Below are 17,811 nucleotides of genomic sequence, written 5' to 3'. Positions count from 1 at the left end.
CGAAACCTCACCCTCAGAGAAAATACGCCGTCAGCATATCCCTCTCTCATATTCTCTTGTCAAAGACCGCTAAAGTCAGAAAAAACCCCGGAAGCCTCAGCCTCCAGAGCCCCATCCGCTCTCGATGACCCCCTTCTACAGACACAAAACCGTAACGTCAATCATAAAAATTAAAAAAATCATGAAAATTTCATAAGGAAATTTTCATCGAAAAACAGCGCTTATTTCAGCCGTTCTTCGCCTCAGGATAGATTTCCTCCCAGCCACCACCAATCGCATTATATAAACGCACAAGATTCTCTGACATCATTTCATTACTGGTCGTCAAAGCCGTCTGAGAAGATAAGACGCGACGTTCTGCATCCAGCACCGGCAGGAAAGTTCTTAATCCCTGACGATATAAGTCACGTGACAGGCTAAGTGAGCGCTGGTCAGCAGCAACCTGTGCTTTCAGTGCCATATTACGCTTTTGCTCTGCTTCATATTTTGTCAGTGCATTATCGACTTCACTCCAGGCCGTCAGAACCGTCTTGCGATAACGCAAAGCCGCCGTCTTCTGAGACGCTTTCTTCATCCTAAGCTGCCCAACCAGACGCCCGCCCTGAAAAATTGGAATACTGATAGATGGGCCAACGTTCCAGGCACGTGCACCCCACATCCCAAGATCACGGAAAGAGAAGGATTGCATACCAAACCCGGCATCAATGGTGACTTTGGGATAAAAGTCAGCCTCAGCCTGCCCCACTTCAGCTGTTGCTGCGTGCAGCTCAGCTTCAGCCTGACGAATATCAGGACGGCGGCGCACCACCTCTGAAGGTACACCAACAGGCACAACGGGTGGCAAAGACGGAATGACGGATGGCGTTTGCAGTTCAGCATTCAGCGCGCCAGGGGGCGCTCCCATCAACAGGTTAATCGCATTAATCTGCTGCTCAGCGAGCTGCTCATATTGAGGAATACGGGCGCTGGTGTCTTCAACCTGCGAACGGGCACTCTCAACATCAAGTTCACTAACCAGACCACTATTATAACGGTTCCGGCTAAGATCGAGCATCTGAACCGCGACTTCTTTATTCCGTCTGGTAATACGCAGCTGTTCCTGCGTGCTGCGCAAAGACAAATAATCCTGAGCCAGCTCAGCCTGACGTGCAATAAGGATGCCGCGTCGCTGCTCAACCGTTGCCTGCAAATAAGACTTCGCAGCCTCATACTGACGACGTACGCGCCCCCACAGATCAACTTCCCAGCTCGCCTGAAGGCCATCCTGCCACTGATTAAGCAATGGAATAGACGCGTTTGCAGCCTGAGAAGACAGCAGAGCATCTGACCCCTCAGGAGCATTTTTGCCAATACGCTTAATAACTGATTCCAGCTGCTTGCTGCTGTACTGTTGTCGCCGGTATGAACCTGTAGCTGCCAGGTCAGGAAAACGCTCAGCCCCGGCCAGAAGCAACTGCCCTCGACTGACAGCCATCTGCTGCGTTGCCTGAAGAATATCCAGATTCTGTGTAGCCAGTCTCTGCTCAAGCGAAACCAGCTCGGGGTCATGAAATACAGACCACCACTGCGGATCAGGAGCCTGATTAACCGGAACACTCAGCGCGCGGGACGTTTGCTCAAGGCTGGCATGCTGCCACTGGGCTGGTGTCCATGTTTCAGGTTTTTTAAAGTCAGGCCCAACCGCACAACCACTTAGCAAAACCGGAAACAGCATCGTAGCCGCCTTTAATCTGTACCGTTTTGCCACCTGTCTGCTCCTAAACTAAAATTCTCTCTTGCTCTGACCGATCGGTTCGGTCAGCATGGTAACCTACCGTTTTTCACTATGACGTCAATCGTCAGGATAAAGGAAATAATTACAGACAATGCCTGCCCTGCCCTGCTCTCCCCCTTCAGACACCTGTTCTCTTACAGGGGAGTCTGAAGCCAAACGCCAGCAAATTCTGGATGGTGCCAGAGCTGTTTTCGCTCAGCATGGCTTTGAAGGGGCCAGCATGTCTGCCATTGCCCGTGAGGCCAATGTTTCCAAAGGGACACTCTATAATTACTTCACCTGCAAAGCTGAGTTGTTTGAAGCATTTGTCGAGCAAAACTGCCGTGAAAAGCTCCCTACAGCCCTTGAGCCTATAAAACGCAACCAGCCTGTTCGTGAAACGCTGACCGCCATTGCACAGGCAATTATTAACCTGACTACGCTGCCAGAAAGCCTGATGCTTTACCGGATTATTATCTCCGAAGCGCCTCACTTTCCTAAACTGACAGATGTTTTCTGGAAAAACGGGCCCAAAATTGCCATTGAAACACTTGCTGAGTGGCTATCAGCCCAGACGAGGCAGGGCCTGCTACAGGTTGAAGATCCGGTTTTTGCGGCCGAGCTTTTTTTCACCATGTGTCAGACGCGCATTACACACAAAAAGCGCTTCAATATGGTTATTGAAAATGAAGAAGCTGAGCGCCAGAAGGTCATACACACGGTTGTTGATGTTTTTCTGTCTGTGCATGAAAAAAACTCTCAGCCTGCCAGAGTCTGATCGGAGCGCACTCTCCTGATACTAAAAAGCCTGCCATACGCTTGCGGCGCAGACAGGCTTTTCAGGCAACCGAAAAACGAAAAATTATTTTAGTTTTTCTGTCAGCTCAGGGACAATCTCAAACAGATCACCAACAATACCGTAGTCAGCGACCTGAAAAATTGGTGCTTCAGGGTCTTTGTTCACAGCAACAATCACACGGCTATCTTTCATGCCGGCAAGATGCTGAATGGCACCAGAAATACCAAACGCAATATACAGCTCAGGGGCGACAATCTTACCTGTCTGGCCAACCTGATATTCGTTTGAAACGAAACCAGAATCGACCGCAGCACGGGAGGCACCAATCGCAGCACCCAGTGTATCAGCCAGCGGCTCAAGAATACGGAACTTCTCTTCGCTAAGAAGACCACGGCCACCAGAAACAACTACACGGGCTGAATCAAGTTCCGGACGCTCAGAAGCTGAGAGATGAACCGCAACAAACTCTGACACATTCGGGTTTTCAACAGCAGCAACTTCTTCAATTGCAGCTGAACCGCCTTCAGCCGGAGCGGCATCAAATGCTGAACTTCTGACTGTCAGAATTTTTTTGCTGTCAGATGATTTAACGGTTGCCAGAGCATTACCCGCATAAATCGGACGTACAAATGTGTCTGCATCAACGATACGAACCACATCAGGCACCGGCTGCACATCAAGCAGAGCCGCCGCACGTGGCAGCACGTTTTTACCAACAGCACTGGCTGATGCCAGAATCTGATCATATGAACCGGCCAGTGACACCAGCAATGCAGCCAGTGGTTCAGCCATTTCATGGGCATAAAGAGCATCTGCTGCATGCAGAACTTTCGTGACACCAGAAATTTTAGCGGCTGTCTCAGCAACGCTGCGCTCACCCGTTACCAGAACATGCACGTCACCAAACTGTGTGGCGGCTGTTACGGCAGACAGAGCAGCCTGTTTGATCCGACCGTCTTCATGGTCCAGAAGAACAAGAGCTGTCATAATCAGATCACCTTTGCTTCATTACGCAGCTTTTCAACCAGCTCGCTCACCGTTTCGACTTTAATACCAGCTTTACGCTCAGCAGGCTCAGCAACTGAAACAATCGTCAGGCGACGAGTCGTATCCACACCCAGGTCGGCCACATTCAGTGTTTCGAGCGGTTTTTTCTTTGCCTTCATAATGTTAGGCAAAGACGCATAACGTGGCTCGTTCAGGCGCAGGTCAGCAGTGACAATTGCTGGCAGCACGAGGGAGACATCTTCTGTGCCACCATCGATTTCCCGGCTGACTTTCACTTTGCCGTCAGCAACCTCAACATTACCGGCAAAAGTGCCCTGACCCCAGCCAAGCAGACCCGCCAGCATCTGACCGGTTGCATTCATGTCATCATCAATGGCCTGTTTACCCAGAATAACCAGACCTGGATCTTCTTTCGCAACGATCACTTTGAGCACTTTTGCCACAGCGAGGGGCTCAGGACTTTCCTCTGACAGCACCAGAACGGCGCGGTCTGCACCCATTGCCATAGCTGTACGCAGAGTGTCCTGTGCCTGCTGCACACCGACAGAGACCACAACAACCTCAGTGGCCACGCCTTTCTCTTTTAAACGAACAGCCTCTTCCACAGCTATTTCGTCAAAAGGATTCATAGACATCTTAACGCCAGTGGTTTCAACACCACTACCATCAGGCTTAACACGCGGTTTAATGTTGTAGTCAACAACCCGCTTGATCGGTACTACAATCTTCATGGCTTCTTTCGCTTGGAAATGCAGAGTTATTCGTTACCAGACATACCGTATTTTAAAAAAAAATCACATGCCCGCAGGATAGTTCGGCCCGCCGCTCCCTTCTGGCACAGTCCAGTCAATGTTCTGGGCCGGATCTTTAATGTCACAGGTTTTACAGTGTACACAATTCTGGGCGTTAATATGCAGGGCAGGCTCTGAGGTTTCATTAACAACCTCATACACACCTGCCGGGCAATAACGCGACTCAGGTGAGTGGAAAACATCCCAGTTCACCGTTCTCCACAACCCCTGATTTTTCACGCGCAGATGAACAGGCTGATCTTCTTCATGGTTTGTGTTTGACAAAAACACAGAGGAAAGACGGTCAAATGTCAGTTTGCCATCCGGCTTAGGATAAGCTGGCTTTTCACACAAAGAAGCCGCCAGAAGCTCTTCATTATCCTGATGGCGGAAATGCAGGGTCCAGGGGGCACGCCCTTTCAGCAGCATGGCATCAATCGCTGAATAGACAGCGCCTTTTTTCATGCCAAAGCGGGCAAAAGCCGGGCGTATGTTACGCACTGACTTCAGCTCATCCCACAACCATGACTCTTTAATAAGCTGTACGTAAGAAGCCGGCTCAACACGCTCTGTGCTCATGGCATCAACAAGCGCCTCAGCTGCAAGCATGCCTGACTTCATTGCCGTATGTGTGCCTTTGATTTTTGGCACGTTAAGAAAACCCGCAGAATCGCCGGTTAGTGCTCCACCAGGGAAGGTCAGACGCGGAATAGCCTGCAACCCGCCTTCTGACAGCGCTCTGGCCCCGTAACTGATACGACGCCCGCCCTCAAGATGTTTGCGAAAAGCCGGGTGCTGTTTCACACGCTGCATCTCATCAAACGGTGACAGCCATGTGTTGGAGTAATCAAGCCCGATTACGAAACCATAAGACACCAGATTTTCACCAAAATGGTAAAGCCAGGCACCGCCATACGTATTGTCATCCATTGGCCAGCCAAAGCTGTGCTGAACCAGACCCGGGCGGTGTTTCTCAGGCGGCACTTCCCAGACCTCTTTAATACCAAGGCCATAAGTCTGCGGATCAACACCTTTACGCAGGTCATAATGCTGCATGACCTGCTTGGTCAGCGAACCACGGCAGCCTTCAGCAAAAAGCGTATATGTTGCACGCAGCTCCATGCCAGGCTGATAATTCGGGCCCTGTTTGCCATCACGCGTAATGCCCATATCGCCAGTTGCGACACCCACAACGCGGTTGTTTTCTATCAGCACTTCAGATGCAGCAAAGCCGGGATAAATTTCGACACCAAGCTCTTCTGCCTGTGAGGCCAGCCAGCGGCAGACTTCACCAAGACTGACAATATAATTACCATGATTGGCCATATGCGGCATGAATTTATCAAGTGCCGGCACTCGGAAACTGCGTGTTTCAGTAAGAAACAGCATATCCTCAGTCGCAACCGGTGTGTTTAACGGAGCACCGCGCTCTTTCCAGTCAGGCAGCAGTTCGCTCAGAGCACGCGGTTCAATAACGGCACCGGAAACGATATGCGCGCCGATTTCGCTTCCTTTTTCGATAAGACAGACGCTGGTTTGCGGAGAAAGCTGACGCAGGCGAATAGCCGCAGCCAGACCGGCCGGTCCGCCGCCGACAATCACGACGTCAAACGACATAGATTCGCGTTCTGCTTCACTCATTCCTGCTCTGTCCTCTCTGAAAAAAAATCGGGCACCCACTCCATAAGCCAGATGCAACAAAAATTGCAAAAAACTGGCTTATCAGTGACGCACAGACGGGTGCCTTATCGCATGTTTTTGCCTGGTCTCAGTGCCCTGAGCGGGCCGGACCAAACGCCAGCTCGTGAACCGCACGCCAGCTGGAGTCAACAAAATTAACAATAAGCGTACGCCGCACACCTGTCACAGGGCGACTGACAAAACCATGCCAGGTTTTATCTGAAGGGATAAATAAGACCCCGGTGTTAAAAAGACCTGATGCCCGGACAAGAGAGTCCCCCTCTGGCGACATGAGATCGGTGCCCCAGTCTTTCGCGTTTTCATCCTGCGAAAGCGAAATAAGCAATGTCAGTTTTTTTGCACCAATATCTGTATGCGGCTCAAGCCAGAACCCCTCAGTATCAAGGCACAGCTCAAGACGCAGCGCCGTCCCCTCAAGGCTCGCACCACAATAGCGCTCAAACCCCTGCCGGACCTCAGGGCTATCTATAATATGAGCAAGGCGATCGAGACGGCTGTCACGGGCACGTGTTGTCTCATCCACAAAAATCCGAAATTTATTGCGGGTCTCACGCCGGCCTGCAACATCTCCTGCAAGGGCATCACTTCCCGGATCCCAGGCCACAAGAGCATCGCATGCATCAGAGGGAAGAACAGATTTCAGTGACCAGTGGTCATAAGGATAAGGTTCACAGGGGGTCTCAGCAAGCATTTGTACAAATGCCGAAGCAGAGTCCATCTCGGTGAGCGGGGCATCAGAAAGCATCTGCCTTATCCTTTAACGGTAACACAACACAGCATCACAATAACAAAAACGGCAGCAAAAGGCAGCCATCCGGTGCAAAGTGGGACAAAATTGCTGTGCAATCAACACATGTCAGGGGCAGATATCAAATAAAAAGTTCAGATCGCATATGAAAATCGAGGAGATGAGGCCTGCACAGCCCCGGCAGATGGCAGGTTCTGACGACGTGCATCAAACACTGCGGCAATGTTACGCAAAAACGGACGCCCCTTGCCCGTCACCTGTATCATGCTGCCCTCACACAATACCAGGCCATCCTTAACCATCGGAGCAAGAGCTGCCACTTCAGCAGAAAAATATTCAGGATTTAAGCCGGATGTCGCCAGGTCAACCTGCATATCACACATCAGCCGCTCAATCAGGTAACCACGCAGACGGTCATCTGATGTCCGCTCAACCCCTCTGACCACAGGCAGGGCAGTAGCATTTTCTGAAAGCGCACGAGCATAAGCCGCCGCTGAGGTTATATTCTGTACGTAACCATCAGGCAGCATCGAAATTGCTGAGGCACCAACGCCAATAAGAGCTTCAGCCGAGTCGACGGTATAGCCCTGAAAATTACGACGCAAAGTGCCGGACTGAGCAGATTTTACCAGAGCATCTTCTGGCAAGGCATAATGATCAAGACCAACGGGCACATAACCCGCTTCGCAAAGCACCTCATCCATCACTGCACGCTGCGCCAGCCGCTCCTGCGCTCCTGGCAGACTTTCCTCTGCTATCAGGGTCTGGCGTTTTTGTTTCCACGGCACATGAGCATAACCAAACACAGCAAGGCGGTCGGGTCGTAACGTAACAATGCGCCTGACCGTTTCAGCCACTCCCTCCTGCGTCTGAAACGGCAGACCATAAATCAGATCAATATTCACGCCCTGCACACCGGCCTGACGCACGGCAGAAACACAAGCTTCAGTCTGCTCAAAACTCTGAATACGCCCGCAGGCCTGCTGCACCTTTTCGTTCAGGTCCTGCACACCGATACTGATACGGGTAAACCCAAGCTCACCCAGCAGAGCAGGATAACCCTGCGGCACATGGCGTGGATCAAGCTCCATAGATAGCTCAGCACCATCCTCAACCCGACATGAAGCCAGAATATCTGACATAATCAGACGCAAAGTCGCGGGTGGCAGTGTAGAGGGTGTTCCCCCGCCAAACTGAATATGCCGGACACTATGCTGCGTACCCACAAGAGCAATGATACGCGAAAACTCTTCAGTCAGCAGATTGCCATACGCTGCGCGTCCGCTTTCCTGCCGCATGACTGAGGTATTACAGCCACAAAAACGGCAAAGCTCATCACAAAACGGCACATGAAAATAAAAAGAAAGGGGCGCAGCTTCAGGCAGCTGCTTCAGCCAGACTTCAGCCTGGTCAGGCCCGACAGCTTCAGTAAAGCTGACTGCTGTCGGATAGCTGGTATAGCGGGGTAAATTCCCGCTATATCGTGCAATCAGCTCAGTAACAGAGGTGACTGCCATAAGGATCAGAACCGGTAAGCAATACCTGCTGACACAACGGTTGGGTCAAGCGAGTCATGCGCACGCACACGAATGGTTTCTGGTGTGTTCTGCACCCATGCATGCATACGCACAAACATCTGCTTAACATCGGCGTTAAAGAACCAGTTACCCACCAGCTGATAGTCAAAACCGACATTAACAGAAGGGCCTCCGGTAAAACCGGCATTAAGTTTGTTCAGTCCCAGAAAAGCGTTCTGGTTACCCTTCATGTTATGAAACCACATTGCCGTAACACCAACGCCGGCATAAGGGTTGAAACGCTTATGGGGACGGAAATGCCATGCGAATGTCAGCGTAGGAGGCAGAACCCAGGCTTTACCCACGCTAAGACTGTGCGGACCACCCAGGGCTGGCAGATCGCTGCCGACAGCTGACACTTTATGGCGCGTGCTGGTTGCAATGAGGTCAACAGACAGGTTGTCGGTAATAAAATACTCAAACGTCAGCTCAGGCATTGCTGCGTTTGTCGTAGAAATATGCGTATGGCTCAGCGGGGTATGACGGCTGAAGCCACCACCCGTAATAGAGACATTACTGTCACGATCCTGTGGCAGAACACCAACACCGGACAGGCGGATCATGAAATCACCCGCGCCCAGACCAATTTTTGTGCTGGCGCAGGTCTGAAACAAACCACAATGCTCATGAGAACGGGGCACGGCAGGAAGTGTGCTCACAACAGGAGCATTAACATACTGCGCATTAGCAGAAGCCGCCTTAGCGCCTGCTGCGCCGGAAAACGCTGCCACACCGGCAATCATTGCGGTAAATAAAGAACGAATCTTAATCATGGCTATTATACGTTTCCCTGAAATGCGCTACGTGATGGTCTGCTACAATCACGCATCAAATCTCCACACCTTGATACAGATCAAAATTATGCCATAATCCATATGTTGATTCAGGGAGTGTGATTTAGAAGTCACAGTTTTCTGGTTTTTTACTAAAAGTTAATAGTTTCATTAGAGTTTTCTACAATAATGGTTTTATTCCTCTGTTACTCTTTAAGAAAGTATTAACATTTCTGAGTGCATTTGATCGGGTAGATTTCTGATGGCATCTTACATTCATCCGTTTACCCCGGCGTTACAGCCTCTGAGCTCTCTCACGCCTGATGTTACACCTCAGAAATGTATGATGTGCCAGACACGCCAGCACAGTGTTTGTATCACAGCGAGCGAAAACACACCTGCGGCTTTTGCCGATGCTTCACAAAAACTGAGCCTCCCTCCCGGAATGACACTGATCGAGGAAGGCAGTACACCATTAGCCTCTTTCAATATCGTGTCGGGTACAATCAGGCTGTTCAAATCCCTGCCCGATGGAAGACGCCAGATTATTGGCTTCGCAGACGCAGGGCATTTTCTCGACCTGACATCCTCCGATATTTGCAACTTTGGGGCCGAAACCATTGATACGGTGGAAGTCTGCCGTTTTTTCCACCCACAACTTGACCATCTGCTGGCCAGCCACCCGGCCTTCAAACATCAGCTGATGAACCGCCTCACTCTCAGACTGGCCGAGGCACAGGAGCAAATGCTGCTACTGGGGCGAAAAACTGCACGCGAAAAAATTTCAACTTTTTTGCTGTCACGCATCCTCCATCAGCACAGCACTGCTGACACAACAATAATCCCGGTGTCACTTCCAATGAACCGTTCAGACATTGCTGACTATCTGGGGCTGACTATCGAAACTGTAAGCCGTACACTAAGCAACCTGCGGCGCGAGCAAATCATTGCTGTCACCTCACACCACAGTATCAATATTCTGGCTCCTGACACACTCAGAAAACTGGCCTCAGGGCAGGAGCACGGATAGGCCTTTATCAGGATGCCAGGATGGATGATGCGGAGCATCAGACCCGTGATTATTCCACCAGCCGCCACCCAGAGCCTGAAAAAGAGCGACTGTATCAGACAACCTGTCAGCACGTGACTGCGCCAGAGCCAGCTCTGTCTCCAGATGAGCCTGCTGGGCATTCAGCATCACGATCTGACTGATAGCACCATATTTGTACTGTGCCAGTGAGATTTTAAGACTTTCACCAGCCGCAGTGGCTGCCTCAGCATTATCTGCCAGGGTTGTGGCATCAAGGCGTAAGGCCGTAAAAGTGTCAGCAACATCCTGCAACGCGGTGATCAGGGTGGAACGGTACTCTGACGCCGCCTGGTCATAAGCCGCCCGGGCTGCATTTTCCTGGTGCCTGAGCAAACCTGCATCAAACAATGGTTGCGTTACCATAGCGGCAATCTGCCACTGACCATATCCGGGAGCGGCCATTTTCGCGATAGAGGCCGCCGCAAACCCGGGCGTTGCTCCCAGCTCGATATTGGGCAGACGATTGGCCACAGCAACACCAACCTGCGCGCAGGCTGCATGCCAGTTGTCCTGTGCTGTACGAATGTCCGGGCGCTGCTCAATAAGACGAGCCGGTACACTCACCGGCAGGTCTGCAGGCAATGTCAGCTCATCAAAAGTAAATTCAGGCTGAGGCACATCCGGAGAATCACCCACAAGCGCTGCTATCAGATGCTTTTGCTGCTCAAGCTGCTTTTGTAACGGGGCCAGTGTCGCCTCGTTCTGAGCCAGAGCCGTATGCTGCAATGCGACATCATTACGTGAGAACTCGCCGGCTTTTTCCTGCATGCGAGCCGATTCTAACAAATCACGCTGGAGCGTGACGAGCGAACGGGTCGTCTCAATCTGGGCTTTGATCGCAGCATAATCAATCGCGGCCTGAACGACCGAAGAGGTCAGTGTCAGATACACGGCACGAAGCTGATCACGCTGTGCATTACGCAGTGCTTTAGCTGCCTCTGCCCCACGACGTACCCCACCCCAGAAATCGGGCACATAAGAGATATTCAGCTGAGCTGTATGAACCGTATAAAGCCACGAGTTATTATTAGGGACCGGTGAGTACGTGCGCGACGTTTTGTTCCGTGTCGGGTTAAAACTACCAGAAATGCTGGGATAAAATGCACTTTGCTGCGCCAGCTTATTTTGCTGTGCCGCTGAGAGCGCATCACGTGCAGACTCAAGTGACGGATTATTATCAAGCGCTTTCTGCACCAGTGCATTCAGTGCTTCAGAGTGAAACAGCCGCCACCATTGTGCGGGAATATCCTGCCCGACATGAAAAACCTGCCCGACACCCTGCCTGCCACTGGCAGCCTGCTCTGCCTCCCCCGTGACACCTGCCACGTGTGAAGAGCGCCCTGCCTGACCATACTGCTCGCCAGCCGGTGCCGCGGGTTTTCTGAAATCAGGCCCGACGGCGCACCCGGCCTGAAGCAAAACGCTTAGTGCGCATCCTGTCATAAAAAAACGGCGCATCATGCAGCAGGCTCATTTTCAGGGGCCCGTTTTTCATACCAGGCCTCTAGTTTGTAATAAAATGTAGGCAGAATAAACAGGGTCAGTAATGTCGCAATGCCAAGCCCGCCCACGACGACTGTTGCAAGGCCGCGCTGCACATCTGTGCCAATGCCGGTAGCAACCGCTGCCGGCAACATGCCTGCACTGGCAACAGTCGCTGTCATCAGCACCGGCCTGAACCGCTCCCCTGCCCCGTCAAGCACAGCATTGTATAACGTAGCCCCCTCCCGACGATGCCGGTTGATGTTAGAGACCATGATAATACCGTTCTGCACAGCAACACCAAATAAGGCAATAAACCCGACCGCTGTTGCTACATTCAATGTTTCACCCCGCAGCTGCAAAGCCACAAGCCCACCCAGCAACGCCAGCGGCACAACAGCAAGCACCAGTGCAGCCTGACGGAATTTACGAAACTCACCAAATAAGAGCACCAGCATAATCGCCAGCATAATCGCAACAGCAACAACCAGACGAGAGGCAGCACGCTGAGCCTGTTCAAACTCACCTGCCCATTCAAGCCGGTAAAAGCTCGGGTCAAAATGCACCTGACCTGCAATACGTGCCTGCGCATCTGCCATATATTCAGAAAGCGGGCGTTTACCATTATCCACGCGCAGAGTGATCTGCCGCTGTGTCATCTCATGGGAAATTGTGCCTTCACCTGTTTTCAAGGCAATAGAAGCCACCATTTCAAGCGGCACCAGCGCGCCATTGTCAGCCATAAGTGGCAAATGGCCTAAAGAACGCAGGTTACTGACATCAGCATGCGGGATCTGAACTGTGACATCATACGTTCTGTCGGCAATATAAATCTGCGAAACGGCAGAGCCGCCAATCGTGCTGCCAACCAGCGTCATAATATCAGACACTGAAATACCATAACGGGCTGCCGCACGCCGGTTTGCCGTAATATTCAGCTGGGGAATTTCAGGTTCCTGAAAAATCGAAGCTTCTTTTGTGCCAGGAACCTGTTTAAGAACCGCGACAATCTGCTTACCAATATTGCGCAGCTCACGCAGGTCATGGCCATAAACACGCAAAACCAGTGCAGAATGGGCCCCTCCAGCCTGATCATTCATACCGTCGGCAATTGGCTGGCTTATACCAAACTCTATACCAGGAATAGTGTTCAGCTTATCACGTAGTTTGCTGATGAACTGCGCTTTGGTCTCCCCTTTCGGCCAGGCGCTATATGGTTTCAGCCCGATAGGCACCTCAATATGAGAGGGGGTCCAGGCATCTGTGCCGGAATCATTGCGCCCCAGCTGCGTAACAACGTAAGAAGGCTCAGAAAAAGACATAACGGCTTTACGCACTTCATCTGCCATATCACTTGCCTTCTGGAGCGACAGCCCTGAAGGCAACTGCACCTGAAGCCACAAAGCACCTTCATCCATATCTGGCAGAAATTCGCGCCCGGTATACATACCAAGCACCACAACAAGACCAAAAGCTGAAAGTGCGCTGCAATAAGCTATAGCAGGGCGTTTCATACTATGCGCCAGGCCTGCCCGAAACCAGCAATGGAGTTTCTCGAGCGGTTTATTGTGGAAAATACGATGCGGCTTGCGCATGGCAATAAAGGCCAGAGAAGGCGTCAGCACAATCGCGCAAAGCAATGCACCCAGCAAAGCAAAGCTGACAGTATATGCCATTGGCCTGAACAGACGCCCCTCAGCCCCGACAAAAGCAAATAAGGGGCTGTAAGCCACAATGATAATCAGTGTCGCGAAAACAATGGCGCGCCCGACATGCCCTGTTAACCCCTGCACATCCTGCAAGGTCATTGTATGGTCAGGCCGGGCTTCCCTCAGACATAAAATCGCTTCAGTTACAACAATTGCCCCGTCGACAATAACGCCGAAATCAATCGCCCCCAGTGAAAAAAGGTTGGCAGGCATATTCAGCAAACCCATCACGACAAAAACAAACGCGAGCGCAAGCGGAATTGTAACCGCTGCAACAATCGCACTGCGCGGGCTGCCAAGAAACAAAATAAGAATAACAAAAACCAGCCCGACCCCTTCGAGCACCGTGTGAGTAACCTTCTCAGTCGTGGCACTTACCAGGTTATCACGATCAAGATAGGGGACTATGCGAATACCCTGCGGATCAAGCTGCTTTTGCAGCTCCTGCACACGGGTATGCAGCAATGCAAGAACGTGCGACGCGTTCTCGCCCGATACCATCGACACAATGCCTTCAATAGTATCAGGGTTAGAGTTTTTACCCAGAATACCTTCACGCACCTGGTGACCCAGCTGCAGCCGCCCGAGCTCACGCAGGAACACAGGCACACCATCATGCTGTGTAACAGGAATATCACCCATCTCATCAAGGGTGTGGATCATACCAACGCCCCTGACGATATAAGACTGCTCCCCTCGTGTTACACGCCCGCCACCAGCATTGATACTGCTGTTACGAATCGCATCCAGCACAGTATTAATACCAATGTGAAAGCGGTACAGCGCATGCGGATCAAGGCGCAGCTCATACTCCCGGGTAAAGCCACCAAAATTGGTAACATCGGCAACACCCTGTATTTTCTGAAGAGCAGGAATAACAAACCAGTTCTGCACTTCTGAGAGCTGCATCAGGTTTTTTCTGTCAGACTCAAGCGTATAACGATAAATCTCACCAGAGGGGCTCGTAACCGGCCCCATACTTGCCGTTACACCCGCCGGAAGATTAACCTGTGCCAGCTGCTCAGTAACACGCTGACGGGCGGCATAAACATCCATGCCGTCCTTAAAAATCAGGTTAATCAGTGAGAGGCCAAACGTGCTGCTTGAGCGCCCGCTCACCAGACCTGGCGTTGCCGACAACTGCCGCTCGAGCGGAACGGTAATCTGCTGCTCTACCTCCTCAGCTGCCAGCCCGGGACTTTGTGTACTGATCTGAACAGAAACAGCCCCAAGATCCGGATAGGCTTCTACAGGCAGGTTTTTCCATGCCATGCCTCCCCACAGAGCCAGAAGTGCCATTGCAAAAAAGACAATACGACGCTCGCGCAGACAGGCAGCGATAATTTTCTCAATCATCGTTCAGCAGCACCCCGCCACGAACAATAATGCGCTCCCCAATCCTGAGCCCGGAGAGAACCTGTGTATTCTCACCCTCATCATAAGAAATCGTAATGACCCGGCGCTGAAAAACCCAGGGAGCTGTTTCGACAAATACTGTAACGGTATCATTATTCATCAGCAGAGCTGACTGAGGAACCATCAGCCCTACCGGCTGTTTGATCTGAATAGCCACTGAGGCAAACATGTTCGGCTTCAGATCTTCATCAGGATTGGCAAGCACAATCATAGCCTGCAGCCTGCGGGTATCGGCATGAAAATCCGGCTCGACAGATGAAACCTGCGCCGGAATTGCAATACCTTCACGTGCAGGCAAGCTCACGACCACCGATTGCCCGACCTGAACATCGTTACCATCAACCTCGGCGATATTAGCAACGACCCAGACCTCTGACAGATCCTCCATCACCAGCAGCGGTGCAGTCATATCTGTGATATTAACACCAGGTGCGGCTGAAAGGCTGGCAATGACACCACTTGCCGGAGCACGCAAAACCAGCACGCCACCTTCACCGCCATATTTGTCAGTTAAGGAAAGCAAACGCAGCCTGGCACGCTCTTCTTCAGCCTCAGCATCCAGCAGGGCCGCATGAGCAGCCTCGACATCTTTTGTGGCAGCACCGCCGGCCTTTCTGACCTCCTGAGCACGCACCATTGCACTGCGCGCCATCAGTAAGCCAGCTTCAGCTTTTTCCTGATCTGTCACTGCCTGAGCCATATCGCCCGACATAATACGAACCAGCTCCTGCCCGCGTACAACATGCTGACCAGGTGTGGCCGACACCGATAAAATACGCCCGGTTACCGGTGGAAGAAGAGGAAAAATACGCCTTGGTTCAGCAGCGATATTACCTGGCACAGTCAGTGTGTCGCGTGGCATTCCGACCTGAACAGCAGCCACCTGTATCTGAGAGCGCAGAGGCGAAGCCTCAGGTACACTCAGCATACCATCCTTACCGGCAACAAAGCCTGACGCAGCCTGCGCTGAGGAAGCATACAACACCAGAGAAACGGCCGTATAACAAAGAGCTCTGGTCACAGACCTGAAAACAAAAGACATCATTCTACTTCTTACCGGCCTTCTCACACCAGGCACTGCACGATACTCACCCTGCCCCGGCCTTCATACCAGAGAAAGAAACGGTATAAACTACCATAAGCAGGAATAACACGCCTGCTACATCATTATGATATTCTTTTCCTGACAGGCGCGTTTTCTCTACCCTGCAAATAAGGCTTATATTCGACCAGCAAAACATCATAAAAAAACGCCAGCCCGAAGGCTGACGCTCTTTTTTGAAAAAACGACCAGAAAACCGCCAGTGTCAGTTATCGTCATCATCACCGTTATCTGATGAACTGCTGTCATCACCATCAGCTGAGATAGCAACAAACAGCGACTGGCCATCACGCAAAATACGCAGCAGAACAGGCTTCTTCGCACCAAGAGCTGAGCGTACTGCCGTCACGACAGCCCGCGGCGTATCAACGGCCTTGCCACCGACAGACTGAATAATGTCACCCGGAGCCACACCAGCCATGCTGGCCGCTGACCCTGGCTGTACATCTTTTACAACAACCCCTTTAACACCATCGCCCACACCAAGCTGACGACGAATGTCACCAGTCAGCGGCGTCAGTGCCACACCAAGATGAGGTCCTGGCGCAGAACCACTGATACCGCTGTCATTTGACGCACTGGCAAGATTACCAATGGTGACCGTTGCTGTCGCAGGTTTACCTGCACGCACATACTCAACCGCGACCTTTTCCCCCGGTGCGATAGAAGCAACGCGCACAGCCAGGTCATGGGGTGTTGCGACCTTCTGACCATTAAATTTAACAATAACATCTTCAGGCTTCAGGCCGGCTTTCTCTGCCGGACTATCTGAGCTGACACTCGCAATAAGAGCACCCGCTGGCGCAGCACCATCAGCAGCAGGTGGCAGACCAAGCGCTTTAACCATCGCCGGAGAAACATTCTGCGCGTTCACGCCCAGGTAGCCACGCACAACATGACCGGTTTTACGCAGCTGGTCCGTTACACTTCTGACCGTATCAGACGGAATAGCAAAACCAATACCAATGGAACCGCCACCCGATGGAGAAAGAATCGCCGTATTTACCCCGACAACTTTACCATCCTGCGTAAACAGCGGTCCACCTGAGTTACCGCGGTTAATCGGGGCATCAACCTGGATAAAATTATCGTAAGGGCCCTCGTTAATATCCCGGCCACGCGCTGAAACAATACCCGCTGTTACCGTACCACCGAGCCCGTAAGGGTTGCCAACGGCAACAACCCACTGACCTGGCTGCACATCATCAGAGTTCCCCAGTTCAATAAAAGGCAGCTTCTGCGATGACGTAATTTTCAGCAAAGCAATATCTGTTTTACCGTCACGGCCAACAATCTTCGCGGGAAGAGTCGTGCCATCATCAAGCGTAACCTTAACCTTCGTCGCACCTTTAACGACGTGGTTGTTCGTCACCACATACCCGTCGGGCGAAATAAGGAAGCCTGAACCTCGTGCTTCAATCAGCTGACGGCTGTTCTGAGGCGCCATCTGGAACGGGAATGGAAACGGGAATGGCATACCACCACCGCCCATGCCACCACCTTCTTCAGCGGCAGCATCAGCCTTAATGGTAGAGGTAATGGAAACAACAGCAGGTTTGACCTGTTTCACCAGATGCACAAAATCAGGGATTTTCTGATCAGGGCTGCTCGGCGTAATAAGCCCTCCCTGAACAGTTTGCGCATAGGCTGCATTATGTGCAGCCAGCCCGAAACCAGCGCCAGCATCGGTCACCAGCGCGACCCCGGCCATAAGAGTTAAAAGATGCTTGCGGCGAAACCGCCCGAAAAATTTTGATGCAGATTTTTCCGACATTATGTTTCTGACTGTCCTTTACATGGCCCGGGCCTGCGTCTGCCACCCGAACGCGATCTTCAACACTCAGCCCGGCCTGACCTTGCTG

13 protein-coding genes are annotated in these 17,811 nt (G+C 51.7%); 2 read left to right on the top strand and 11 right to left on the bottom strand.

Going from position 1 to position 17,811, the window contains the following annotated elements; all coding sequences use genetic code 11:
* Nucleotides 1-226 precede the first annotated feature (226 nt).
* A complete protein-coding gene (locus GOB58_RS02645) occupies nucleotides 227-1,714 on the bottom strand; it encodes an efflux transporter outer membrane subunit (protein ID WP_086553858.1) in 1,488 nt (495 codons plus the stop codon).
* 151 nt (nucleotides 1,715-1,865) lie between these two features.
* Between GOB58_RS02645 and GOB58_RS02640 the strand changes: the two genes are divergently transcribed.
* Nucleotides 1,866-2,531 carry a TetR/AcrR family transcriptional regulator gene (locus GOB58_RS02640; protein WP_173559241.1) on the top strand — a complete coding sequence of 222 codons (666 nt, stop codon included), beginning with the start codon at nucleotides 1,866-1,868 and terminating at the stop codon, nucleotides 2,529-2,531.
* An 84-nt stretch (nucleotides 2,532-2,615) separates the two neighbouring features.
* Here GOB58_RS02640 and GOB58_RS02635 read toward each other — a convergent pair whose 3' ends face one another.
* The 6 genes from GOB58_RS02635 to GOB58_RS02610 form a co-directional block, all read right to left on the bottom strand.
* The gene (locus GOB58_RS02635; RefSeq protein ID WP_086553856.1) at nucleotides 2,616-3,539 is read right to left on the bottom strand and encodes an electron transfer flavoprotein subunit alpha/FixB family protein; all 924 of its coding nucleotides are present in this window, start codon (nucleotides 3,537-3,539) and stop codon (nucleotides 2,616-2,618) included.
* A 2-nt stretch (nucleotides 3,540-3,541) separates the two neighbouring features.
* Complete coding sequence (locus tag GOB58_RS02630; protein ID WP_173559240.1) at nucleotides 3,542-4,291, bottom strand: electron transfer flavoprotein subunit beta/FixA family protein; 750 nt, start codon at nucleotides 4,289-4,291, stop codon at nucleotides 3,542-3,544.
* 63 nt (nucleotides 4,292-4,354) lie between these two features.
* On the bottom strand, nucleotides 4,355-5,992 hold the full coding sequence (locus GOB58_RS02625) for an electron transfer flavoprotein-ubiquinone oxidoreductase (protein WP_173559239.1): 1,638 nt from the start codon (nucleotides 5,990-5,992) through the stop codon (nucleotides 4,355-4,357).
* Between the two features lie 127 nt (nucleotides 5,993-6,119).
* Nucleotides 6,120-6,797, bottom strand: a complete 678-nt coding sequence (locus GOB58_RS02620; RefSeq protein ID WP_086553853.1) for a 2OG-Fe(II) oxygenase — start codon at nucleotides 6,795-6,797, stop codon at nucleotides 6,120-6,122.
* Between the two features lie 137 nt (nucleotides 6,798-6,934).
* Nucleotides 6,935-8,317, bottom strand: a complete 1,383-nt coding sequence (gene hemN, locus GOB58_RS02615) for an oxygen-independent coproporphyrinogen III oxidase (protein ID WP_173559238.1) — start codon at nucleotides 8,315-8,317, stop codon at nucleotides 6,935-6,937.
* 5 nt (nucleotides 8,318-8,322) lie between these two features.
* Nucleotides 8,323-9,150 carry an OmpW/AlkL family protein gene (locus GOB58_RS02610; RefSeq protein ID WP_086553851.1) on the bottom strand — a complete coding sequence of 276 codons (828 nt, stop codon included), beginning with the start codon at nucleotides 9,148-9,150 and terminating at the stop codon, nucleotides 8,323-8,325.
* A gap of 262 nt (nucleotides 9,151-9,412) precedes the next feature.
* Here GOB58_RS02610 and GOB58_RS02605 point away from each other — a divergent pair, with 262 nt between their 5' ends.
* On the top strand, nucleotides 9,413-10,180 hold the full coding sequence (locus GOB58_RS02605; RefSeq protein WP_233127758.1) for a Crp/Fnr family transcriptional regulator: 768 nt from the start codon (nucleotides 9,413-9,415) through the stop codon (nucleotides 10,178-10,180).
* On the opposite strand, the gene GOB58_RS02600 is transcribed toward GOB58_RS02605, so the two are convergent.
* The 4 genes from GOB58_RS02600 to GOB58_RS02585 form a co-directional block, all read right to left on the bottom strand.
* On the bottom strand, nucleotides 10,160-11,701 hold the full coding sequence (locus GOB58_RS02600) for an efflux transporter outer membrane subunit (RefSeq protein ID WP_242005189.1): 1,542 nt from the start codon (nucleotides 11,699-11,701) through the stop codon (nucleotides 10,160-10,162). The two genes, GOB58_RS02605 and GOB58_RS02600, sit on opposite strands and share 21 nt — an antisense overlap.
* Nucleotides 11,698-14,787 carry an efflux RND transporter permease subunit gene (locus tag GOB58_RS02595; RefSeq protein ID WP_173559237.1) on the bottom strand — a complete coding sequence of 1,030 codons (3,090 nt, stop codon included), beginning with the start codon at nucleotides 14,785-14,787 and terminating at the stop codon, nucleotides 11,698-11,700. The genes GOB58_RS02600 and GOB58_RS02595 overlap by 4 nt, the downstream gene beginning before the upstream one ends.
* The gene (locus GOB58_RS02590) at nucleotides 14,780-15,892 is read right to left on the bottom strand and encodes an efflux RND transporter periplasmic adaptor subunit (protein WP_173559236.1); all 1,113 of its coding nucleotides are present in this window, start codon (nucleotides 15,890-15,892) and stop codon (nucleotides 14,780-14,782) included. Before GOB58_RS02590 ends, GOB58_RS02595 begins: the two co-directional genes overlap by 8 nt.
* A 262-nt stretch (nucleotides 15,893-16,154) precedes the next feature.
* Nucleotides 16,155-17,723: a Do family serine endopeptidase gene (locus tag GOB58_RS02585; RefSeq protein WP_086553848.1), complete on the bottom strand. Its 1,569-nt coding sequence runs from the start codon at nucleotides 17,721-17,723 to the stop codon at nucleotides 16,155-16,157.
* Nucleotides 17,724-17,811: the final 88 nt, after the last annotated feature.

It is taken from the genome of Acetobacter thailandicus, assembly GCF_011516655.1.
Lineage (GTDB): Bacteria > Pseudomonadota > Alphaproteobacteria > Acetobacterales > Acetobacteraceae > Acetobacter > Acetobacter thailandicus.
The sequence above is the reverse complement of the archived record's forward strand: the minus strand, read 5'-3'. Positions and strand labels throughout refer to the sequence as shown.